Origin of the sequence: Pseudomonas sp. OV546 (assembly GCF_900116845.1) — a bacterium.
GTDB classification, from domain to species: domain Bacteria; phylum Pseudomonadota; class Gammaproteobacteria; order Pseudomonadales; family Pseudomonadaceae; genus Aquipseudomonas; species Aquipseudomonas petroselini.
This window is the reverse complement of sequence record NZ_FPCE01000019.1, coordinates 1-22523: the sequence shown is the minus strand read 5'-3', so window position 1 is coordinate 22523 and position 22523 is coordinate 1. Positions and strand designations below refer to the sequence as shown.

21 protein-coding genes and 1 pseudogene are annotated in these 22523 nt (G+C 62.5%); 13 read left to right on the top strand and 9 right to left on the bottom strand.

The genetic code is table 11. From position 1 onward, the window contains the following. Positions 1-24: 24 nt before the first annotated feature. Positions 25-1749 carry a gamma-glutamyltransferase gene (gene ggt / locus BM403_RS28615; RefSeq protein WP_093546325.1) on the bottom strand — a complete coding sequence of 575 codons (1725 nt, stop codon included), beginning with the start codon at positions 1747-1749 and terminating at the stop codon, positions 25-27. Between the two features lie 178 nt (positions 1750-1927). On the opposite strand from ggt, the gene BM403_RS28610 reads away from it, so the two are divergent. After that, positions 1928-2566 (top strand): TetR/AcrR family transcriptional regulator, encoded by a 639-nt coding sequence (locus BM403_RS28610; RefSeq protein ID WP_043205286.1) that lies wholly within the window; start codon positions 1928-1930, stop codon positions 2564-2566. Here the strand turns inward: BM403_RS28610 and BM403_RS28605 are convergent. From BM403_RS28605 to BM403_RS28590, 4 genes are all read right to left on the bottom strand, one after another. After that, on the bottom strand, positions 2563-6090 hold the full coding sequence (locus BM403_RS28605; RefSeq protein ID WP_093546545.1) for a molybdopterin cofactor-binding domain-containing protein: 3528 nt from the start codon (positions 6088-6090) through the stop codon (positions 2563-2565). The genes BM403_RS28610 and BM403_RS28605 overlap by 4 nt on opposite strands. Before the next feature lie 5 nt (positions 6091-6095). Further along, the gene (locus BM403_RS28600; RefSeq protein WP_046034233.1) at positions 6096-6578 is read right to left on the bottom strand and encodes a (2Fe-2S)-binding protein; all 483 of its coding nucleotides are present in this window, start codon (positions 6576-6578) and stop codon (positions 6096-6098) included. A gap of 160 nt (positions 6579-6738) precedes the next feature. After that, positions 6739-7173 (bottom strand): MarR family winged helix-turn-helix transcriptional regulator, encoded by a 435-nt coding sequence (locus BM403_RS28595; protein ID WP_043206229.1) that lies wholly within the window; start codon positions 7171-7173, stop codon positions 6739-6741. A gap of 60 nt (positions 7174-7233) precedes the next feature. Then, entirely contained in the window at positions 7234-8286 is a 1053-nt protein-coding gene (locus tag BM403_RS28590) for a 2,5-dihydroxypyridine 5,6-dioxygenase (protein WP_093546322.1), read from the bottom strand. A 307-nt stretch (positions 8287-8593) separates the two neighbouring features. Between BM403_RS28590 and BM403_RS28585 the strand changes: the two genes are divergently transcribed. From BM403_RS28585 to BM403_RS28560, 6 genes are all read left to right on the top strand, one after another. Beyond that, positions 8594-9727, top strand: a complete 1134-nt coding sequence (locus BM403_RS28585; protein WP_093546319.1) for an FAD-dependent monooxygenase — start codon at positions 8594-8596, stop codon at positions 9725-9727. Beyond that, positions 9724-10521 (top strand): alpha/beta fold hydrolase, encoded by a 798-nt coding sequence (locus BM403_RS28580; protein ID WP_012723981.1) that lies wholly within the window; start codon positions 9724-9726, stop codon positions 10519-10521. The genes BM403_RS28585 and BM403_RS28580 overlap by 4 nt, the downstream gene beginning before the upstream one ends. A 14-nt stretch (positions 10522-10535) precedes the next feature. Further along, the gene (locus tag BM403_RS28575) at positions 10536-11288 is read left to right on the top strand and encodes a maleate cis-trans isomerase family protein (RefSeq protein ID WP_093546316.1); all 753 of its coding nucleotides are present in this window, start codon (positions 10536-10538) and stop codon (positions 11286-11288) included. Positions 11289-11469: 181 nt separating this feature from the next. Then, the gene (locus BM403_RS28570; protein ID WP_093546313.1) at positions 11470-12102 is read left to right on the top strand and encodes an N-carbamoylsarcosine amidohydrolase; all 633 of its coding nucleotides are present in this window, start codon (positions 11470-11472) and stop codon (positions 12100-12102) included. Between the two features lie 177 nt (positions 12103-12279). Continuing rightward, positions 12280-13590 (top strand): MFS transporter, encoded by a 1311-nt coding sequence (locus tag BM403_RS28565; protein WP_093546310.1) that lies wholly within the window; start codon positions 12280-12282, stop codon positions 13588-13590. Between the two features lie 357 nt (positions 13591-13947). Beyond that, complete coding sequence (locus BM403_RS28560; RefSeq protein ID WP_093546307.1) at positions 13948-15093, top strand: MalY/PatB family protein; 1146 nt, start codon at positions 13948-13950, stop codon at positions 15091-15093. 55 nt (positions 15094-15148) lie between these two features. Here BM403_RS28560 and BM403_RS28555 read toward each other — a convergent pair whose 3' ends face one another. After that, the gene (locus BM403_RS28555) at positions 15149-15364 is read right to left on the bottom strand and encodes a TOBE domain-containing protein (RefSeq protein ID WP_003173733.1); all 216 of its coding nucleotides are present in this window, start codon (positions 15362-15364) and stop codon (positions 15149-15151) included. A 318-nt stretch (positions 15365-15682) separates the two neighbouring features. Here BM403_RS28555 and BM403_RS28550 point away from each other — a divergent pair, with 318 nt between their 5' ends. The 3 genes from BM403_RS28550 to BM403_RS28540 are packed head-to-tail and all read left to right on the top strand — an operon-like array spanning position 15683 to position 18196. Then, positions 15683-16639, top strand: coding sequence for an aliphatic sulfonate ABC transporter substrate-binding protein (locus BM403_RS28550; protein ID WP_043205280.1), 957 nt, complete (start codon positions 15683-15685; stop codon positions 16637-16639). Positions 16640-16661: 22 nt separating this feature from the next. After that, positions 16662-17483, top strand: coding sequence for an ABC transporter permease (locus BM403_RS28545; RefSeq protein WP_093546304.1), 822 nt, complete (start codon positions 16662-16664; stop codon positions 17481-17483). Next, entirely contained in the window at positions 17480-18196 is a 717-nt protein-coding gene (locus BM403_RS28540; RefSeq protein WP_064052450.1) for an ABC transporter ATP-binding protein, read from the top strand. The genes BM403_RS28545 and BM403_RS28540 overlap by 4 nt, the downstream gene beginning before the upstream one ends. A gap of 160 nt (positions 18197-18356) precedes the next feature. On the opposite strand, the gene BM403_RS28535 is transcribed toward BM403_RS28540, so the two are convergent. Together BM403_RS28535 and BM403_RS28530 are read right to left on the bottom strand one after the other, a co-directional pair. Then, positions 18357-19277: a FecR domain-containing protein gene (locus tag BM403_RS28535; protein ID WP_046034240.1), complete on the bottom strand. Its 921-nt coding sequence runs from the start codon at positions 19275-19277 to the stop codon at positions 18357-18359. Further along, positions 19274-19792: a sigma-70 family RNA polymerase sigma factor gene (locus BM403_RS28530; RefSeq protein WP_046034241.1), complete on the bottom strand. Its 519-nt coding sequence runs from the start codon at positions 19790-19792 to the stop codon at positions 19274-19276. The genes BM403_RS28535 and BM403_RS28530 overlap by 4 nt, the downstream gene beginning before the upstream one ends. A gap of 238 nt (positions 19793-20030) precedes the next feature. Here BM403_RS28530 and BM403_RS28525 point away from each other — a divergent pair, with 238 nt between their 5' ends. Both BM403_RS28525 and BM403_RS28520 read left to right on the top strand, forming a co-directional pair. Continuing rightward, a complete protein-coding gene (locus BM403_RS28525; RefSeq protein ID WP_093546301.1) occupies positions 20031-20996 on the top strand; it encodes a threo-3-hydroxy-L-aspartate ammonia-lyase in 966 nt (321 codons plus the stop codon). Continuing rightward, entirely contained in the window at positions 20993-21373 is a 381-nt protein-coding gene (locus BM403_RS28520; protein ID WP_093546298.1) for a RidA family protein, read from the top strand. Before BM403_RS28525 ends, BM403_RS28520 begins: the two co-directional genes overlap by 4 nt. Here the strand turns inward: BM403_RS28520 and BM403_RS28515 are convergent. Next, positions 21361-21987, bottom strand: a complete 627-nt coding sequence (locus BM403_RS28515; protein WP_093546295.1) for a helix-turn-helix transcriptional regulator — start codon at positions 21985-21987, stop codon at positions 21361-21363. The genes BM403_RS28520 and BM403_RS28515 overlap by 13 nt on opposite strands. Before the next feature lie 258 nt (positions 21988-22245). Between BM403_RS28515 and BM403_RS28510 the strand changes: the two are divergent. Beyond that, positions 22246-22523: pseudogene (locus BM403_RS28510) on the top strand (ribonucleotide-diphosphate reductase subunit beta); the annotation flags it as partial.

The following is a 22523-nucleotide window of genomic DNA, read 5'->3' as shown; positions in this document are numbered from 1 at the left end:
ATTCGACAAGCCCGCGCGCCCCCGTCAGTACCCCAGCGACAGCCCGGTATTACGACGCGGGTCATTCGCCCCATAGAAGCGGTTGTTACCCACCGGCTTGCCACCCAGCGACGGCGCGCCCACCAGGATCGCCGCCAAGTGGTTGGCATCCTGCGGACCGGCAAACTTGTGGCCCCAGCTTTCCAGGATCTTCTGGGTGTCCGGGCTCACGGCAAACGTCTCGAGGTTGGTGGTCTCCGGCATCCACTGCTGGTGGAAACGCGGCGCGTCCACGGCTGCCTGGATGTTCATCTTGTAGTCGATGACATTCAGGATAGTCAGCAAGTTCGCGGTAATGATGCGGCTGCCACCTGGCGTGCCCACCACCATCACAGCCTTGCCATCCTTGGTCACGATGGTCGGGCTCATCGACGACAGCGGCGCCTTGCCCGGCGCGATGGCGTTGGCTTCACCCTGGACCAGCCCGTACATGTTCGGCACGCCGACCTTGACGGTGAAGTCGTCCATTTCATCGTTGAGGATCACCCCAGTCTTGCTCGCCATCACGCCCGCGCCGAACCAGTCGTTGAGGGTGTAGGTCACCGACACCGCATTGCCCCACTTGTCGACGATGGAATAGTGGGTGGTGTTGTTACCTTCGTGAGGGGATACGCCCGGCTTGATGGCTTGGGAATCCCCGGCCTTTTGCGGCTCGATGGCGTCGCGCAGTTTGGTCGCGTAGTTTTTATCCAGCAGGTGCTCGATCGGGTTCTTCACGAAGTCCGGGTCGCCGAGGTAGCTGTTACGGTCCACATAAGCGTGGCGCATGGCTTCGATCTGGTAGTGCAGGCCTTGGGCCGAGTGATAGCCGAGGTCGGCCATCGGGTAGCCTTCGAGGATGTTCATGATCTGGCAGATCACCACGCCGCCCGAGCTTGGTGGCGGTGCCGAGACCACGTGGTAGCCACGGTAGTCGCACTCGATGGGTGCCAACTCACGGGTCTTGTATTTGTCGAGGTCCGCCTGAGTGATGATGCCCTTGCCGGCCTGGCTGGAATCCACCAGCGCCTTGGCGACCCAACCTTTATAGAAACCGTCGGTGCCCTTGGCCGAGATTTCCTTAAGGGTCTTGGCCAGGTCTTTCTGCACCAGTTTCTGACCCACCTGCAGCGGCTGGCCGTTGTGCAGGAAGATCGCGCGCATGTCCTTGTCTTTTTCAAACTCGCCGGTGGCGGTGTGCAGCAGGTCGATATCACCTTGCTCCAGGGCAAAGCCGTTTTCCGCCAGCTTGATCGCCGGTGCGATGACCTGGGCGCGCTTGAGGGTGCCGTATTTGCTCAGGGCCAGTTCCATCCCCGACACGGTGCCGGGTACGCCGACGGCCAAGTGGCCCTTGGCGCTGAGGCCTTCGATGACGTTGCCGTCTTTGTCCAGGTACATATCGGCGGTGGCCGCCAGCGGGGCTTTTTCGCGGAAATCGAGGAAGGTCTTGCGCCCGTCCGCCAGTTGCACGGTCATGAAACCGCCACCCCCCAGGTTACCCGCCGCCGGGTACACCACGGCCAGCGCATAGCCCACCGCGACAGCAGCATCGACCGCGTTGCCGCCGGCCTTGAGCACATCCACGCCCACATGAGTGGCCAAATGCTGGGCCGTCACCACCATGCCATTTTCACCGGCCACCGGGGCCTGGGAAGCGGCGTGCACACCACTGACCGTCAACACCAGGGCTGTGGCAATCAAGGTACGGCTGAAGGGTTGGTATTTCATCCATGGCTACTCTAGTTATTGAGACGCACCAAAATAGCCCGGCGCACAGGTAATCCCCAGCGCAATGGCGTTTTTATTACAGAACTTGTCGGTCATAGAACGGACGCGAAAAAGCCCATGCTATATTCCGCGCCCTGACTGTCGTGCAAGGCGCCCTGATAGGGCGATGAAGAGGGATATGGCGATCAAGAAAACCGGCATCCGCGCCCAACAGGCCGACCAGACCCGCGCGCGTATCCTCCAGGCGGCGGTCAAGGTGTTTACCCGTGACGGTTATTCAGGCGGCCGTGTCGATACCATCTCCAAGGAAGCCGACTCCAACGACCGCATGCTGTATTACTATTTCGGCAGCAAGGAACACCTGTTCGTCTGCGTGCTGGAACACACCTACGAACAGTTCAACAAAGCCGAAAGCAAGCTCAAGCTGAGCCTGGACGCACCCGAGCAGGCCCTGCGCGACCTGGTGGCGTTCATCTGGAATTACTACGTCAAGCATCCGGAATTCGTGGCGATCCTGAGCATCGAGAACCTGCACCAGGGCAAGCATGCCCAGCAGTCCGGCGAGATGCGCAGGCTGTCGGGGGAAGCGGTGGGCGTGCTGAAGCCGATTATCGAAGCCGGCCAGGCGCAAGGCGTGTTTCGCCTGGATGTGGACCTTAAGCACGTGTACTTGATGATTGCCTCGCTGTGCTACTTCTATAACTCCAACCGCCATACCCTCAGCTCGTTCCTCGGTGAAGACCTGGCGGACAAAGGGCCGCAGCAGGATTGGCTGGGGTTTATCAGTGACCTGGTAGTGCGCGGCGTCACGCCCTAGTGCGTACCGGGGTTGGCGCGCAGATGCGCCACCTTCTGTTCCACCCCCATCCACTGCGGCGCATTCGGCGCGAATTGCCCGCGCAGGTACGCCGCCAGGTCCGCCACCTGGCTATCCGACAAACTGTCCTTGAACCCCGGCATATACCCCAGATCCCGGGTCGCCGGGTTGCTGATGCCCTGCAGAATCACCTTGATCAAATTATCCGGCTGATCGCTGTGCACATTGGTATTGGTCGCCAACGACGGGCTCACCCCAAAGAGTTTCGGCCCCAGGCCGTCGGCATGACAGGCCTTGCACGAACCTTCGAACACTCTTCGGCCATTGGGGTTGGGTACGGTCACAGCAGCGGCCACCGGGGCGTCGGCCGTCGCATTGCCGTTAAGCGATGCCAGGTACACCGCCATGGCACGGATATCCGCCTTGGGCAATTTCGACAACTCACTCACCACCGGCCCCATCGGGCCTGCCGCCACGCCGTGGGCGTCGGAATAGCCGGTGCTCAGGTAAGCGAACAGGTGCTCTTCGGTCCACGGCGTCGGTGACTTGGACAAGCCATTGAGCGCCGGCGCCTCCCAGCCATCGACCATGCCGCCCGCCAGGAACGCCTTGCCGCCCTTCTCCGCCCCCATCACGTTGCGCGGCGAATGGCACGCGGCGCAGTGACCCAAACCGTTGACCAGATAATTGCCGCGATTCCATTGCTCACCGCGCTCAGGCTGCGGCGTGATTTCACCGCGCCGCACATTCAGCGCATTCCACCCCGCCATCAACGGCCGGATATTGAACGGAAAGCGCATGGCGTTCGGCGTTGGCGCCTGGCTTACCGGCGCCTGGGACATCAGGTAGGCGTACAGCGCCTGCATATCCGCGTCGGTGATATTGCGAAACGCCGTATAGGGAAACGCCGGGTACAGGTTGCGCCCGTCACGGCCGATGCCGTCACGCATCGCCCGCTCGAACGCCGGGTATGACCAAGCGCCAATCCCGGTCTTCACGTCCGGGGTGATATTGCTGCTGTACAACGTGCCGAACGGCGTTTCCATGGCCAACCCACCGGCATTGGGCGCGCCGCCGGGCGCTGTATGGCACACCGCGCAATCCCCCACCGCCGCCAACAAACGCCCGCGCTCCAGGGTGGCCTTGGACCAGGTGCCGGCGCTGGGCGGTGCAATCGGTGCGATTTCAGCCTGGAAGGGCCAGGCTGTCGCCAGCACCGCGCCCAAGGTGGCGAACAGCGCGCCGAACCACCATTTTCGGCGTTTTTCCGGCGACTTGGCCGGCTCACCCAGGGTCGCCGCATTCAGCGCCGCCAGCACCCGCTCCGGAGTGATTGGCAACTCGCGAAAACGAATGCCGGTGGCGTCGTAGATCGCATTGGCGATCGCCGCCGCGCTGGGTACCGACGCCGACTCACCGGCGCCCATGGGCGGTTGGTCCTGGCGCGGCATCATCATCACGTCGATCTGCGGCACGTCGGGGAAGGTCAGGATCGGATAGCCGCCCCACTCCTTGCTCGCCACGGTCGACTCTTCAAAGGTCACGCGCTCCTTCAGTACGCGACTGGTGGACTGGATCACATTGCCGTGGATCTGATGCTGCACCCCGGCCGGGTTGATCATCATCCCCGAATCATGGCCGATCACCACCCGCGTCACCGACACATCGCCGGTCTGCTTGTCGATGGCCACGTCCGCCACCCAAGCCGCCCAGGCCGCGCCGAACCCGGGAAACTTGCTGTGGATGTAGCGCGCGTAGGCAAAGCCACGGCCACGCAGCAGATGGTCTTCGTTGGCGGTTTGCATCGGCGCGGTGCGCGGTGCCCAGTTGGCGCGTTCGGCGGTGGATTTCACCAGGTCGATGGCGCGCTCGTCCTTGAGGTAGCGCAGGCGGTATTCCACCGGGTCGACGCCGGCGGCAAAGGCCAGTTCGTCGATATAGGATTCATGCGCAAAGGTGTTGGGCAAGGCCGATACGCCGCGCATCCACGAGGCGCGCACAATGGGCGCCATGTCGTTGATGGTCACGCGCATATTATCGATGTCGTAGGGTGGGATCGAGGTGCGGTCGCCCATCTCGAACATCGCCGCCACCGGCTCGACACGGCCTGTCAGCAACAGCGCCAGGGTCGGCGCGCCGTTGGAGGGATAGCTGGTTTCAAAGTCGTAGGCGGCAATGCTGCCATCAGCGTTGAGGCCACCGTCCACATCCATCAGCTGCGCGGTGCCCTTGGGCTCCCACAGGTGTTCCTGTTCGCGGGTCAGTTGCACGCGCACCGGCTTGCCGACCGCACGGGATAACAGCAAGGCATCCGCACACACATCATCGGCGCAATTGCGCCCGTAACAACCGGCGGCCTCCATGCGGATCACGTCGATCAGGGTTTCTTCGCACTCCAGCAACCACGCCAGGTCAGCGCGCAACAGGTGCGGGTTCTGGCTGCCCGACCATACGCGACTGCCGGAAGGCGAGTAATCGGCCACGCCACAGGAGGGGCCGATCGAGCCATGCATCTGGTACGGCCACAGGTAAGTACGGGGCATACGTTGACTGGCATTGGCCAGGGCCGCATCGACGTTGCCCTGGTCGAGGACGGTGCGCCGCACACGGGGGTTGTCGCGGATGGCCTGCTCGACATCGCTCATGTCCGGCAACGCGTTGTTCCAGGGTTTCCAGTGCACCTGCAAGTCGGCGGCCGCCTTGATCGCCTGCTCTTCCCGCAAGGCCACCACGCCCACAAAATCGCGGATCACCACCACCGCAACGACGCCTGGGATATGGGCGATGGACGATTCGTCCACGCTCAGCAGGCTATTACCGACAAACTCCCCGCAATCAAGCCCGGCATACGGCGGGCGGATCACCCGGCCATGGAGCATGCCCGGCACGCGCATGTCGTGCACGTAGGTCAGCTCGCCGGTGGCCTTGCCTGGGATATCCACCCGTGCAGCGCCCTTGCCCACCAGGCGATACTCCTCAACCGCCTTCAGCGGCGCATCACCGCTGATGCGCAGTTGGTCGTGCTGGCCGCTGACCAGTTCAAAGTAGCTGGTGGTGCGCCCGTCCGCCGCCTGAATAACGCCGGCGTCCACCTTAAGACTGGCGGTGCTCACGCCCCAGCGCCCCGCCGCCCGCGCCAGCAGAAACCGCCGCGCCTCGGCGGCGGCATGGCGCAGGGGCACGGCGGAAATCTGCAGCGTCGCACTGGCAATGGTCGCGCCCTGATTGGGCACGCGTTCGGTGTCGCCGAGCACCATCTTCACCTGTTCCATTGTCAGGTCGAGTTCCTCGGCCACGATCTGCGCCAGTGAGGTGCGAATGCCGGTACCCAGGTCCACATGGCCATTGAATGCGTACACCCGCCCGTCATCGCTCACCGCGATAAACAGCCCGAGTTCCTTGGGTTTCACAGTGGGCGTGCCACCCTTGGCCACCGGCCCCGAGGGCGGCAGCACGTCATCGACGATCAGCAAGACGCCGGCCTTGGCCAGCCACTGGTCACGGGAAAGCGGAGTGTCTGTCATGGTCATCAATCCACGGTCATCAAGCGGGCCGCACGCAGCACGGCGCGCAGGATTTCGATATGGGTGCCGCAGCGGCAGAGGTTGCCCGACAGCGCGTTGCGCACCTCGGTTTCGCTGGGGTTGGGGTTACGGTCGAGCAAGGCCTTGGTGGTCATGATCATGCCGTTGAGGCAGTAGCCGCATTGCGCGGCCTGCTCATCGATAAAGGCTTGTTGCACCGGGTGCGGCGCCTGCCGCGTGCCCAGGCCTTCAAGGGTGAGAATCTCGCGCCCCACCGCACCTGCCAGCGGGAACACGCATGAGCGCGCCGCCACGCCATCGATGATCACGGTGCAGGCACCGCACTCCCCCAGGCCGCAGCCGTATTTGGGGCCATTGAGTTGCAGGTCATTGCGCAGCACCAGCAACAGCGGCGTGTCCGCCATGGCGCTGACTTCGCTGACGTGCCCGTTGACCTCAAGCGCTACCGTGATGTGCTGGCTGATCATTCGCTTCGCCCGTAACAGTTGATGAAGCAGGCACTACATGAAACAGTCAAAAAAAAGCATCGCGGACCTGGGGCCTCACGACACACTTGACTGATGAAGTGACTACTACATGAACTCAGAGCAAAAACGGTGCCAAAGGACCGTATGGTGAGTGGGCTGTTTATTCCTGCGGGTCGTCGATCATCTTGCGCAACAGGAACAGCACCGCGACGCGTTCGGCGGGGTTGAGGTTGCTCATGGTCAGTTCGCTGATCTGCGCGGCGCGAGGTGCAGTCTGGGCAACCAGCTCGGCGCCTTCCGGGGACAGGTCGACCACCACTTTGCGCTTGTCCTGCGGGTCCGGCTCCAGGCTGATCAGCGCCTTGGCCTTCAGCCGCTCGACGATACCGCGAATGGTCGCCTGGTCCACCGCAGTCGCCTTGACCAGTTCCGTCAGGGAACTTGCACCGTGATCGCGCAGCGCACACAAGGTCACGAATTGCACGGCGGTGAGCTGCGAGTCGCCGACATTCTGCTGAAAGATCGCCAGGTGGCGCTGGTAGGCCTTGCGCAGCAGGTGGCCAACTTGTTCAGAAAAGACGTAGGAATCAGGCACGGCGCAGCTCGGTGGGTGGTTAAGGTGGGGAGGCATGATACTCCATCCCCATACCGATGATCAGCGCGCGAGAGAGGCTTGCGGCGCCACCACATCCCCCGCAATAACGACGGCCTCATTATCCAGATACACATCGCAATTGCGCAGCGGAATGTCCATATGGCACGGCGTCTTGCGCGTTCCGCCCACTTCGGTATTCGGCCCGGTGGAGAACAGGAAATTGCCATAGAACGCCCGCGCGTCCATGCACATGCCGTCATTTTTGTCGTGCAGCCCCATGGCCGTCCACTGCGCCCGTGGCTGCAGGCCCCAGCCGATATGGGAGATGCCGTACACCTCGGGGTCATTGAAATATTTCATGTAGTCACGCAGGTATTCCGCCTCGAAACCACCATGGATGTTAGTGATGAAGCCCTTCTCGATCTCCAGGGTGATCTTCTCGCGGGTGTAGGTCTTGAACGGCAGCAGGATGTCGCCGATGTCCAGCACCAGCACGCCTTCGGCGGTTTCTTCGTTGGGCCAGGAGAACAGGAAACCGCTCGGCCAATGGTCCCAGCGCCCCGGCTCATCGGCGAAACCATATTCCGTCACCGACGGGTATTGCCCCAAGGCTGCACGGAAGTCGCTGCCGGCGCGGGACGTCACCTGAATCGAGCGCGCCTTTTTCAGCCACTGCTCCGCCGCCAGCACACGCACTTTGTCTTCTTCGGTGGGCAGCATCCGCGCCAGCACTTCCGGCGGCTCCACGGCCAGCAGGATGCGCGTGCCGGTCTTGAGGATCTGCTCCTGCTCCGGCGAGTGCAGCAGCATCATGGTGTCGACGATCAGGTCGGCGGCTTCCAGCGCGCGTTGCGCCGCGATATTGCCGGTCAGCGCAGTGTCGCCGCAGTAGGCGGTCATGTCGTTACCCATCGCCTTGGGATGGTTGAACGACGGCAACTCCACCGCATACACCTTGGCCCCCAGGCGCTGCGCGGCGTCCATCGCGGCACGCACGGTGCGCGGGTCGGAGTAATGGCTCTTGAGCACGGCAACGCTCTGGGTCGGGTCGACCTTGGACAGCGTCAACACGTGTTCAAACATCTGGGTCAGTTCGCAATCGCTTACCGGCATTTTCCTGTCTCCTGTGGGCCTGCACCAAGTTCAAGCACTGCGCTTCACTCTAGTGCATTTTTATAGCGTATACGCCATTTAATAACGATAAGACCCGAATTGCAGACAGACTGCAAGCGGCGCACCAAAACGTTACCTATCGAAACAATTCCAGTATTTATTGGACAAATCAAGTTACACAGGACAACTATCGCCAAAAAATATATTTGCAGAGATGGGCTTCCCATTTCAAAAAATGAGCGTATACACTTTAAAAACCTTGCGGACAGACGCCGCCGAAAAATCAAAAGACAGAGGAACACGCCCCATGGGAAGCACTCAGAAAATCGCCATCGTCGGCGCCGGCCTCGGCGGTGCCGCCGCTGCCACCCTGTTGCAGCAAGCTGGTTTCGACGTGGATGTGTATGAGCAGGCGCCGGAGTTTTCCCGACTGGGTGCCGGGATCCACATGGGCCCCAACATCATGAAAATCTTCCGCCGCATGGGCATCGAAAAGCAGCTGGACCTGATGGGCTCGCACCCCGAGCACTGGTTCAGCCGTTGCGGCGAGAGCGGCGACTACCTCTCGCGCATCCCGCTCACCGGCTACGGCGCGTCCTACATCACCGTGCACCGTGGCGACCTGCACGCGTTGCAGATGTCGACCCTCAAGCCCGGCACCCTGCACTTCAACAAGCGCCTGGAAACCCTTGAAGAAACCGACACTCAGGTGCGCCTGACCTTCGCCGACGGCCAGGTGACTTACGCTGACATCGTGATCGGTGCCGACGGCATCAACTCCAAGATCCGCGAAGAACTGCTCGGCGCGGAAAAACCGCTGTACAGCGGCTGGGTCGCCCACCGTGCGCTGATCCGGGGCGACCAGTTGGCCAAGTACGACCTGAAGTTCGAGGACTGCATCAAGTGGTGGACCGAAGATCGCCACATGATGGTCTACTACACCACCGGCAAGCGCGACGAGTACTACTACGTCACCGGCGTGCCCCATGCCGAATGGGACTTCCAGGGCGCATTCGTCGACAGCAGCCGCGAAGAGATGTTCGACGCCTTCAAGGGCTACCACCCCACCGTTCAAGCCCTGATCGAATCCACCGAAAGCGTGACCAAATGGCCGCTGCGCAACCGTAACCCGCTGCCGCTTTGGAGCCGTGGCCGCCTGGTGCTGCTCGGCGATGCCTGCCACCCGATGAAGCCGCATATGGCCCAGGGCGCCGGCATGGCCATCGAAGACGCGGCGATGCTCACTCGCTGCCTGCAGGAAACCGGCATCAGCGACTACCACACCGCGTTCCAGCTCTACGAAGCCAACCGCAAGGAACGTGCGTCACGCGTACAAGCCGTGTCCAACGCCAACACCTGGCTGCGCACCCAGGAAGACCCGGCCTGGGTCTACGGTTATGACCTGTACGCCCAGGAACTGAAATCGGGGGTGGCCGCGTGAGCACCTTCCTCTACGGCGGCAACGTGCAGGCCAATGGCATCCGCCAGCATTACCTGCGTTATGGCGGCAAGGGCCCGGCGCTGATCCTGATTCCCGGCATCACCAGTCCGGCGATCACCTGGGGCTTCGTGGCCGAGCGCCTGGGCGCGCGGTTCGACACCTACGTGCTGGATGTGCGCGGTCGCGGCTTGTCCTCGACCGGCCCCGCGCTGGATTACAGCACCGATACCTGCGCCGAGGACATCGGCGCGTTTGCCGATGCATTGAACCTGCACAGCTACCACCTGATGGGCCACTCCATGGGGGCACGCTTTGCCCTGCGCAGCGCGGTGCTGCATCCCCAGGGCGTCAATCGCGTGGTGTTGATCGACCCGCCGGTGTCCGGCCCGGGCCGACGCGAATACCCAAGCAAGCTGCCGTGGTACGTCGACTCGATTCGCCAATCCCTGATCGGCATGGACGCCGAGGCGATGCGCGCCTTCTGCGCTACCTGGACCGACGAGCAACTGCAACTGCGCGCCGAATGGCTGCACACCTGCTATGAGCCCGCCATCGTGCGCGCCTTCAATGACTTTCACACGGTGGATTTCCATCAGCACTTGCCGTCTCTCAAGGCGCCGGCCCTGCTGATGGTGGCCGGGCGCGGCGGCGTGATCCTCGACGAGGACATTACCGAAATCCAGGACCTGCAACCGGCCATCCAGGTGGCCCGCGTACCGAATGCCGGGCACATGATTCCGTGGGATGACTTCGACGGTTTCTTCCACGCCCTCGGCGACTTCCTCGAACAATAACCCTGGAGACCACCATGCAGAAGCCCTACCGCATCGGCCAGATCGTGCCGAGCTCGAACACCACCATGGAAACCGAGATCCCGGCGATGCTCACCGCCCGCCAGGCGATCCGCCCCGAGCGCTTTACCTTTCACTCCAGCCGCATGCGCATGAAACAAGTGCGCAAGGAAGAACTGGCGGCCATGGACGGCGAGTCCGACCGTTGCGCCGTCGAACTGTCCGACGCCAAGGTCGATGTGCTGGGTTATGCGTGTCTGGTGGCGATCATGGCCATGGGTCTGGGTTATCACCGCAATTCCGAACAACGCCTGCGCAAGGCCACCGCCGACAACGATGCCAATGCACCGGTCATCACCAGCGCCGGGGCCTTGATCGAAGGCCTGAAAGTAATGGGCGCCCAGCGCATCGCGATTGTCGCGCCGTACATGAAGCCACTGACCGAACTGGTGGTGAACTACATCCGCGAAGAGGGCTTCGAGGTCGTGGACTGGCGTGCCCTGGAGATCCCCGACAACCTCGAAGTGGCCCGCCACGACCCGGCCAACCTGCCGGCCATCGTCGCCGGGATGAACCTGGAAGGTGTCGACGTGATCGTGTTGTCCGCCTGCGTGCAGATGCAATCGTTGCCGGTGGTGGCCAAGGTCGAGGCGCAAACCGGCAAGCCGGTGCTGACGGCCGCGATCGCCACCACTTACGCCATGCTCAAGGCCCTGGACCTGGAACCCATCGTTCCCGGCGCGGGCGCGCTGCTCTCCGGCGCCTACTGAAACCGCATCTGTGGTGAGCAGGTTTTGTAGTGAGCGGGCTTGCCCCGCGCTGGAGTGCGTAGCGCTCCCGCTTTTTTGGGGCCGCTTCGCAGTCCAGCGCGGGGCAAGCCCGCTCACCACAGCAAGCCCGCTCACCACAAATAAACCGCTCACCACAGCTATGAATGAGGAGATTGGGAAGATGAGCGAACAATCCGCCGACGCCAATTATCAGGGCGTCTGGGGCAACCGCATTGGTTTCGGCAAAAAAGCCGCGCTGCTGATGATCGACTTCATGCAGGGCTACACCACCGAAGGCGCGCCATTATTCACGCCGGGCGTGGTCACGGCCGTGGCCGAAAGCGTCGAGCTGCTGGCCACCGCACGCGAGCACGGGATTGCGGTGGTGCACACCAATATCCGCTACCATCCCGGCCATTTCGTCGACGGTGGCATCTGGGTCAAAAAGGCCCCGGTGATGAAAGACATGGTCGAAGGCAACCCACTGGCCGCGTTCTGCGCCGAAGTCTTGCCGCAAGCCGATGAAGTGGTGATCACCAAACAGTACGCCAGTGCGTTTTTCGGCAGCAGCCTGGCGCCGATGCTGCATGCCCAGGGCATCGACACCGTGGTGCTGGCCGGTTGTTCCACCAGCGGCTGCATCCGCGCCACGGCGGTGGATGCGGTGCAACACGGGTTTCGCACCATCGTCGTGCGCGAATGCGTCGGCGACCGGCACCCGGCGCCCCATGAGGCCAACCTGTTCGATATCGACAGCAAGTATGGCGACGTGGTGAGCAAGCAGGAGGCGATGAGCAAGTTCAGGGAGCCATAAGACGGTACCGAGAACCGCGCCATAGAGCGCGGTCTTGAACAAACTGAGGCCTGAAATGCAAAACCGAAAGACCTCAGTCTTCTGACACTGCCTTTGGAAGTCGCTTCTACAGCACTCCGAAGTGCTGGAACAAAAGCGGCTGTATAAAAACCATAAGTCACCGCCAGGAGACACCCAATGCCCATTGCGAATGCAGCGCCCGCGACCACCGTCGCCGACCCGGTCAACACGCTTTACCACAAGATCATCTGGAAGCTGATTCCGTTCCTGTGCTTCTGCTACCTGGCCGCCTACCTCGACCGCATCAACATCGGCTTCGCCAAACTGCAGATGCTTGACCAGTTGCAGTTCAGCGAAACCGCGTTCGGCCTCGGTGCCGGCCTGTTCTTTGTCGGCTACATCCTGTTCGAAGTGCCGAGCAACCTGGTACTGGAAAGGGTCGGCGCGAAGATCTGGATCGCGCGCATCATGATCACCTGGGGCCTGCTCTCGGCTTGCACCATGCTGGTCACCTCCACCACCCAGTTCTACATCCTGCGTTTTCTGCTCGGTGCTGCCGAAGCGGGCTTTCTGCCGGGCGTCCTGTACTACCTGACCACCTGGTTCCCCACTCACCGACGCGGGCGGATCATCGCGCTGTTCATGATCGGCCTGCCGCTGTCCAGCGTGATCGGCGGCCCGTTGTCCGGCTGGATCATGGGCCACTTCGACCACATGGGTGGCCTGCGCGGCTGGCAGTGGCTGTTCCTGATCGAAGCGGTGCCCAGCGTATTGCTCGGCGTGCTGACCTTCTGGGCACTGCCCAACACCTACCAGCAAGCCAAATGGCTGTCGGACGAGGAAAAGGCCCTGCTGGAAACCGAACTGCGCAAGGATGACGCCGACGGCGCCGACAGCAAGCACGGCTTCCGCGACGGTTTCTTCAACCTCAAGGTGTGGATGCTCGGCGGCATCGATTTCTCGATCCTGCTCAGCGCTTACGCCATGGGCTTCTGGATGCCGACCTTCATCCGCAATGCCGGGGTCATCGACACCTTCCATATCGGCGTGCTCACCGCGCTGCCGAGTGTCGCCGCCCTGCTCGGCATGCTGCTGATCGGCGCCAGTTCCGACAAGCACCGCGAGCGCCGCTGGCACATCATCGTGCCGTTTTTCATCGGCGCGGCGGCCATGGCCACCAGCACCTTCTTTACTCATAATGTGGCGGCCACCGTGGCGCTGTTCGCGATTGCCTCGGCGGCGATCATCGGCGCGGTGCCGGTGTTCTTCAGCCTGCCGGCAACCTTCCTCAAAGGTACGGCGGCGGCCACCGGCTTTGCCCTGGCCTGCTCGGTGGCGAATATCGCCGGCCTGGTGAGCAACTCGTTGATGGGCGTTGCGATCGACGTCACAGGCAGCAGCGCCGGTGCCTTATGGTTTTTCGCCGGCTGCCTGATTCTCAGCAGCTTTCTGGTCATCGCCTTGCCGGCGAAACTGGTGAACCGTTGATAACAACCCTTTTTGCGGATAAATCACCCTGCAAGGCTTCTTGAAACGCTGTGCGCTGCTTGTCGCGGTCGGCCTGTGCGCCCGCGCCTTGCGTGGAAGCGCGTGTTTCTCAAGGGGTATATCCGTTACCTGATGTATGGAGATCAAACTGTGGGAGGGGGCTTGCTCCCGATGGCAGTGGAACAGCCACAGATGCATCAACTGACACACCGCCATCGGGAGCAAGCCCCCTCCCACAGTTTTAACCCAGTACGGCACACCTCAACAACGGTAAGCACCAATCAACCCTGGCCTATAAAAATAATGACGCTAGAATCAGCCCCATTCCCGCGCCCGACGCCCTGACACGAGCCCCCCATGAGCTTTGATTTCGACACGATCCACCCCCGCCTAGGCACCGGCAGCACCAAGTGGAACCGCTACCCGCACGACGTTTTGCCGATGTGGATCGCCGACATGGACATCGCCGCCCCACCCGCCGTGCTGCAAGCCTTGCACGCGCGCCTCGACCAGCAGGTGCTCGGCTACAGCGTCGCCGGCCCGGATGTGCGTGAGGCGATCATTGCCGATTTGTGGGCCAAGTACGCCTGGCGCGTGCAGCCGGATGAGTTGCTGTTCCTGCCCGGCGTCGAACCGGGTTTCAACATGGCACTGCACGCCTTTGTACAACCCGGCCAACCGGTGGTACTGCAAACCCCCAACTACCGGCCGATCCGCCTGGCGCCGGGGCACTGGAACCTGCCGCGCATCGAAGTCCCCTTCGAGCTGGTCGACGGCGAATACCTCACGCCCCTGCCATCCATGCGTCAGGCGCTGACCGGTGCCGGCGCGCTGCTGTTGAGCAACCCGCATAACCCCATGGGCAAAGTCTTCCCCCGCGAAGAACTGCTGGCCGTGGCCAACGCCTGCCTGGAACACGGCGCGCTGATTATCTCCGACGAAATCCACGCCGAGCTGTGTTTTGACGGCCGTCGCCACATTCCCACTGCCAGCCTCAGCGATGAGATCGCCCAGCGCACGATCACGCTGATGTCGGCGAGCAAGGCGTATAACGTCGCCGGCCTGAAAACTTGCTTTGCAGTGGTCCAGAACGCCGAGATCCGCGAGCGCTTCAACCGGGCGCGTTGCGGCATGGTCGACAGCGTCAGCCCCCTGGGCCTGGAGGCCACCCGCGCCGCCTACAGCCAGTGCGGCGACTGGCTTGATGCGTTGGTGCAGTACCTGCAAGCGAACCGTGACTACCTGCTCGAGGCCGTGCAAACCCGCCTGCCCGGCGTGGTGATGCAGGTGCCGCAAGGCACGTTCCTGGCGTGGCTGGATTGCAGCGCCCTGGGCCTGGATGATCCGCAGCAGTTTTTCCTGGAGCAGGCCAAGGTCGGGTTGAGCGCCGGTATCGAGTTCGGCGATGACAGCCAACAGTTCGTGCGGCTGAACTTCGGCTGCCCACGGACGATGCTGGAAGAAGGCCTGCAACGCATGGAACGCGCCCTTCGCCAACGCTGAAGCGTGCATCTATTAATGAGGGCCCCGGCTTGCCAGCGCCCTCATTCGATTGGGTTCACAACTTGGCGATGGACACTTCCGTCGATTTCACAAAGGCAATCACTTCGCTGCCCACTTTCAACTCCAGGTCACGCACCGAGCGGGTGGTGATCACCGAGGTGACGATGCCGGACGCGGTCTGCACGTCGATCTCCGACACCACTTCCCCCAGCAGGATTTCCTTGATGACGCCCTTGAACTGGTTGCGCACGTTGATCGCTTTAATGGTCATGTCGGCTTTCCTTTTGGCTGTTGGGTCAATCCGCACGAATGCGCAGGCCCTCAACATGCGCCACCCACGAAGACATTAAAAGGAATATATAACTCTTTATTTATTCGATATGGATATATAAGAATTGTTGCATCACCAACAGCTGATCAACAGTTTGCGCGTTCGCGCTACAGCTTTATCCCCTTCAAGCCCCGTAAACACGCCTCCGAACCAGATGGCACAGAGACTGCATATTCCCGAAAAGCATGATGGAACATGCCGTTTAATTTTTCTGGATATAAGAAAAGCCTTCTCTCAACGCCTTGCCGGAGCTGTTCCATGAACCCCTTCACCCGACGTTTACTCGGCGCCTGCGCCCTCGCCCTCTGCCTGCAACCGCTGGCCCATGCCGCCGACACCGACCCCGCTGAAGTCAATCTCGACTATGCCTACTACTCGCCCGTGAGCCTGGTGCTCAAGCATTTTGGCTGGCTGGAACAGGCCCTGCCGAACAGCAAGATCGGCTGGGTCCTGAGCCAGGGCAGCAACCGGTCGCTGGAATACCTCAACAGTGGCGGCGTGGATTTCGCTTCCTCCGCCAGCCTGTCGGCGGTGTTGAGCCGCGCCAACGGCAGCCCGATCAAATCGGTGTATGTGTACAGCCGCGCCGAATGGACGGCCCTGGTAGTGCGCAAGGACTCGCCGTTCAAGAGCGTCACCGATCTCAAGGGCAAGAAAATCGCCGCCACCAAAGGCACCGACCCGTACCTGTTCACCCTGCGCAGCCTGCAAAAGGCCGGGCTGAAAAAAGACGATGTGGAGTTGGTACACCTGCAACACCCGGATGGCCGCACCGCCCTGGAGAAAGGTGACGTGGACGCCTGGGCCGGTCTTGACCCGCACATGGCCGCCAGCGAAATCCAGGCCGGTTCGCGCCTGCTGTACCGCAACAAGGATTTCAACAGTTATGGCGTGGTCAGCGTCACCGAAAAATTTGCCAAAGCGCATCCGCAGACCATCACCAAAGTGCTCGGCGCCTATGAAAAGGCCCGCGACTGGGCGGTGAAGCACCCGGATGAATTCGCCAAGCTGCTCGCCGACGAATCCGGCCTGCCGCTGGAAGTGGCCAAGCTGCAACTGTCGCGCACCGACCTGAGCACGCCGTTCCTGAGCAGCAAGGATGTGCTGTCGTCCAAGGCCGCCGCGCCGATCCTGGTGTCCGAAGAGTTGGTGCGCAAAGGCGTGAATGTGGACCAGGTGATCGACCAGTTGATCGACACCTCGTTCGGCCACTGACACTAAGGAGAAGGAGCGCGTGATGACCAGCAAAACCCAAGCATTGCCCCTTGCCGCGCGCGTGGCGATCAACCGCAGTGCCTGGCCGAGACGGCTCAAGGGCCTGGTGGTGCCGGCGCTGATCCTGCTGGTGTTGGAAGTGGTGGTACGTGTGGGTTGGCTGCCGTCGTACCAGATGCCGGCGCCCAGCGAAATCGCCGTGACCCTGACGGACCTCGCCGAAGGTGCACTGTGGAAACACATCAGCGCCAGCCTCGGCCGGGTGCTGCTGGGCTTTGCCATCGGCGCCAGCCTGGCGTTGATGTTTGCCGCGTGGGTCGGCTTGAGCCGCGAGGCCGAAGCGTATCTGGAACCGACCTTCGCCGGGCTGCGCTCGATCCCGAGCCTGGCCTGGGTGCCGCTGTTGCTGCTGTGGCTGGGCATCGACGAAACGTCGAAGATCGTGCTGATCGCAATCGGCGCGTTCTTCCCGGTGTACCTCAATGGGGTTGCGGCCATCCGCGATATCGACCGCAAGCTGGTGGAAGTCGGGCAAATGTATGGTTTCAATCGCCGCCGCCTGGTGCGCCGCATTTTATTGCCCGCCGCCCTGCCCGGCCTGTTTACCGGGTTGCGCAGCGGCTTGAGCCTGGCGTGGATGTTTTTGGTGGCGGCTGAGTTGATCGCGGCCACCAAGGGCCTGGGTTATTTGCTCAGCGACGGGCGGGAAACCTCGCGGCCGGATATCGTGCTGGCCGCGATCATTGTGTTGGCGCTGCTGGGCAAGGTCAGCGATGGCCTGCTCGCGGCACTGGAGAAGCGCTGCCTGGCCTGGCGCGATACGTTTCAGGGAGCCGGACAATGAGCGCGCAGCCTCTGCTGGACATTCATGTGGCGCGTAAAAGCTTCGCCCACACCACCGTACTGAACGAGGTGCGCCTGGCGTTGCAACCGAGGGAAGCCGTGAGCCTGCTGGGCCCCAGCGGCTGCGGCAAAAGCACCTTGCTGCGCATCGTCGCCGGCCTGGAAAAGGACTTCCAGGGCGAACTGCACAGCCCGGAGGGCGAAGTCGCCTTTGTGTTCCAGGAACCCCGGCTGATGCCCTGGCTCACGGTGGAACAGAACATCGGTTTCAGCGATGACAACCACTACGACAGGGCCTGGGTCACGCAACTGATCGAGGAAGTCGGCCTCAAGGGGTTTGCCCAGGCACTGCCCAAGGCGTTGTCCGGCGGCATGGCGCAGCGGGTCGCCATCGCGCGGGGCCTGTATTCACGCCCGCAGGTGTTGTTGCTGGATGAACCCTTCAGCGCAGTGGACGCGTTTACCCGCATGAAACTGCAGGACCTGCTGCTGCAACTGGCCAAACACCATGCCATCGCCTTGCTGTTGGTGACCCATGATGTGGACGAGGCGCTGTACCTGAGCGACCGTGTGCTGGTGATGGACAATCGACCCAGCAGCATTCGCCAGGAACTGGCGGTGGACCTGCCGCACCCTAGGGACCGGCGTGATCCGCTGCTGGCCCGGCTCAAGGCACTGGCCTTGACCGAGCTGCACCGCGCCCATGTGATCTAACACCACTGAGACTTGTAGTGAGCGGGCTTGCCCCGCGCTGGGCTGCGAAGCGGCCCCAATAAAAAACACCGCGGTCTGTCAGACAGAGCCGGGTGTTTGGTTTTAGGGCCGCTTCGCAGCCCAGCGCGGGGCAAGCCCGCTCACTACACAAACGGGGTGATCAGCTCATTGCTTTGCGCAATGTCACCCAATACCGTGTCCGCGCCTGCAGCTCGAGCCCCAGGGTCGAGGCAAGCAAATTGAGGATGCGGTCGGTGTCGTCGAGGCGGAAGCTGCCGGTCACACGTAAATTCTCCAGGCTCGGTTCCCAACGCAAAACACCTGGCCGATAACGTTCCAGCTCCCGCAAAAAATCGCCCAGCGCCTGGTTCTGCGCCGTCAGCACACCGTCGCGCCAGCCCAGCTGCGACACATCAAACGGCACCCAGGCACCCAGCCCGCCGGCTTTCAGCGGCGCTTGCTGCCCCCCCTGCAGGGTCGCCACCTGCCCGTTCCGGTCGCGCACTTGGACTGCGCCCTTGAGCACAGACACCAGGCAGCCGGCAGCCTGTTGTCGTATGCACACGTCGGCCTGGCTGACGCTCAACTCGCCGTAGCGGGTCTGCACGGTCATCGCGGTCGCGCCGGGTAGATTCAACGCCAACTCACCGTCCACCAGGGTAATACGCCGCTGTGCCAGGTCCACATCCACCGCCGTGGCGGTATTGAGTTGCAGGTTGCCGCCGTCATCCAAGGGGATACGCTTGCGCTCACCGGTGGCGGTGTGCAGGTCGGCGCGCCAGACCTCGATGGGCAATTGACGGCTGACCAACCAGGCCGTCGGCACCAAGGCCGCGATACCCAACGCGCGCTTGAGCACGGCGCGGCGTCCCGGTTGCGGGCGATCGAGGCTGGCCATCGCCAGGGCCTGGGGCAAGGCGCTGAAACGCTGGCGCAGGGTCTGGGCTTTTTGCCAGGTCTGTTCGTGCTGAGGGTGGCTGTCCCGCCAGTGCTGCAAGGCGGCGTGATCATGCTCGGTGGCCGCGCCAGACTCCAACAGCGCCAGCCATTGGGCGGCGGCGCGGGCCACGTCACGGCTCACAGGTCCACCAGCAGGCAATGTTCGTAAGCCTGGGCCATGTAGCGTTTTACCGTGCGCTCGGAGACGTCGAGGCGTTCGGCGATCTCCCGATAGCCCAGGCCTTCCAGTTGGCTCCAGAGAAAGGCGCGGCGGACCAGCACCGGCAAGCCATCGAGCAATTCATCCAGGGCTTGCAGGGTTTCCAGCACCAGCCAGCGCTGCTCGGGCGACGGCACACAGGCTTCCGGCAGGTTCGCCAAGGCCTGCAGATAGGCCTGTTCGAGGCTGCGCCGCTGATGGAAATTCACCAGCAGGCGCTTGCCGACGGTCACCAGATACGCGCGCGGCTCCTGCATCTGCGCAATCGGCTGGGCGCTGGCGAGTACCCGTAAAAACGTATCCTGGCTCAGGTCCGCGGCATCCCAGGCATTGCCCAAGCGCCGGCGCAGCCAGCTTTCCAGCCAGCTGCGATGGTCGCGGTACAGGCTCGACAACGTCAGCTCGGGGGCGTGGGTCGAAACAACAGCATCATTCATGGCAAGCGACCTGCGCGGCGCGAGTGAGTCTCAAATGAGATTCATTCTATTTAATATCGCAGCGAGACACCATGATCTTTTCAACCTTGCGCTAAGTGGGCGATGCAGTCGGCGAGTCGGACCAACATCGTTCCCTCCTGCGATCAGAGAGGTTCGAAACGCTAGCACTCCCACACGAATCTTTACTATCTGTCTTGTTATGGATATTTTATCCAGACATGCCATTGAGGTCCGTCCCATGCACCTGCCGACTTACCAAGACGTCATCGCCGCCGCCCAACGCCTGGAGGGCGTTGCCTGCCTGACGCCGGTGTTCACCTCTCGAACGCTCAACGCACAGACCGGCGCCGAGGTCTTCATCAAGTGCGAGAACCTGCAGCGCACCGGCTCATTCAAGTTTCGCGGCGCCTTCAATGCACTGTCGCAGTTTGACGCACGGCAACGCGAAGCCGGGGTGGTGGCGTTCTCGTCGGGCAACCATGCCCAGGGCATTGCCCTGGCGGCGCGTTTGCTGGGCATACCGGCAACGATTGTGATGCCCGGCGATGCGCCTGCCGCCAAGGTCGCGGCCACCCGCGAGTATGGCGCCAGCGTGGTGCTGTATGACCGCTTCACCGAGGACCGCGAGCAGATCGGCCGTACCCTGGCGAACGAACACGGCATGACCCTGATCCCGCCCTACGACCATCCGCATATCCTCGCCGGCCAAGGCACCGCCGCCAAGGAACTGCTGGAATTCACCGGCCCCCTGGACGCGTTGTTCGTCGGCCTGGGCGGTGGTGGCATGCTGTCGGGCACGGCGCTGTCGACCCGCGCCTTGTCGCCGGAGTGCCAGTTGTACGGCGTCGAACCCGAAGCGGGGAACGACGGCCAGCGCTCGTTTCGCACCGGTAACATCGTACATATCGACACCCCGGCGACCATCGCCGACGGCGCCCAGACCCAGCACTTGGGCAACTACACCTTCCCGATCATCCGCGAGCAGGTGAACGACATCCTTACGGTGTCGGACGCAGAGTTGGTGGCCTCGATGAAGTTCTTCATGCAGCGCATGAAAATGGTGGTGGAACCCACCGGCTGCCTGGGCCTGGCCGCACTGCACGCGTTGGGCGACCAGTTCAAGGGCCAGCGCGTGGGCATCATCGTCACCGGCGGCAACGTCGATCTCCAGAAGTACGCCACCCTGCTCAGCGAGGCGCCATGAACATCATCCACACCCCCACGGCGGCAAAGCCTGCCGGCCATTATTCCCAGGCCATCCGCCACGGCGACACGCTGTATATCTCCGGGCAACTGCCGGTCAGCCCGGACGGGCGGCATAACCTGTCGGCGCCGTTTGCCGAACAGGCCCAGGTCGCACTGGTAAATGTGTTGGAAATCCTCAAGGCGGCCGGCGGCACGCCGCAGGATCTGGTGAAAGTCACGGTGTACGTGGCGGGGGTCGAACACTGGCCGGCGTTCGACCAGGTCTACGCCGGCGCACTGGGTGATCACCGCCCGGCACGCGCGGTGGTGCCGGTGCCCGAGTTGCATCACGGGTATCTGGTGGAGATTGAAGCCGTCGCGCGTTACTTGGCGTAGGTGTAGACCGCCGCGCGCGACACGCCCAGGTGCGAGGCTACGGTTTCCATGGCCCGGCGCACATCCATGCAGCCGGCATCCTTGAGCTCACGCATCAAGGCACGCCGGTCCGCGGTCTTGAGCGCGCGCGGCGTGGTGGCCAGGCGTGCGGCGAACTGATCGATGCGCGCACGAATGGCGTCGGCGCCGGACGGGTCGAGAGACTCGCGGGGCGTGTCGCCACTGACGGAGCCGAACTGTTCCAGCATGCCCTGCAAGCCTCGGAACAACGAGAGGTCGACGTTCATGCACAAGGCCGCGACGTATTGTCCGCGGGTGTCCTTGATGCCGATCGAGGTGCTCTTGACCTGGCGGCCGTCGGCGAACTGGTTCTGATAATTGGCAATGACTGGCGGGTACTCGGGATCGGCAATCCGCGCCAGGCCCAGCTCAGTGGCCGGGTCGCCAGGCTGGCGGCCCGAGAGGTTGTTATGGATGGCCAGGATCGCGTGCTGCGGGTCGCGCAAGTCGTGCAGCACCACTTCGCAGAACGGACTGAAGGTTTTGCTCAAGCCTTCGGCGATCTGTTCGAGCTGGCTGATCAGGTGGGTGTCTTCGGGCAGGGGCTTTTTCATGCAAGACAACATATCCAGTCCTGGATAGGGCGTCAATCAGGCGCCCGGCAGCGACCCCAGGCCGCACATCTTGTGCGTTGACCATCGTCACCACACCCCATATAGTGTGCCCACAAACAGAACAGACCACTACATAGTGTGCAGTATCGGTAAATACCGACCACACTATGCGCCGTATTTCAATGCCTAACCGCCTGCAAATTTTATATTTTGGACGGCCCGATAGGCCGTCAGAACAGACCAGAAGGGAGTATTTCAATGCTGAGTTGGGATGAAGTCGACAACGAAGACACCGGTGCAGCGGTGATCAAGGGCGCCAACGCTGGCCACGCCAGCGAAGCCAACATGGACCGCCTCGACGGTGCCGGCGCCGCCGCCGCGCTGGAAGCCCGTAACGTGACCGCCAACGACTCCGCTGCGATCATCCGCGCCAAGGCCGCACTCGACAAACTCGACGTCGCCGAAGGCCTCGCCGAACTCGAAGGCTCCGCCGCCCGCGTCGCCGTCGACGAAAAGCGCATGATCAACTGCCGCGC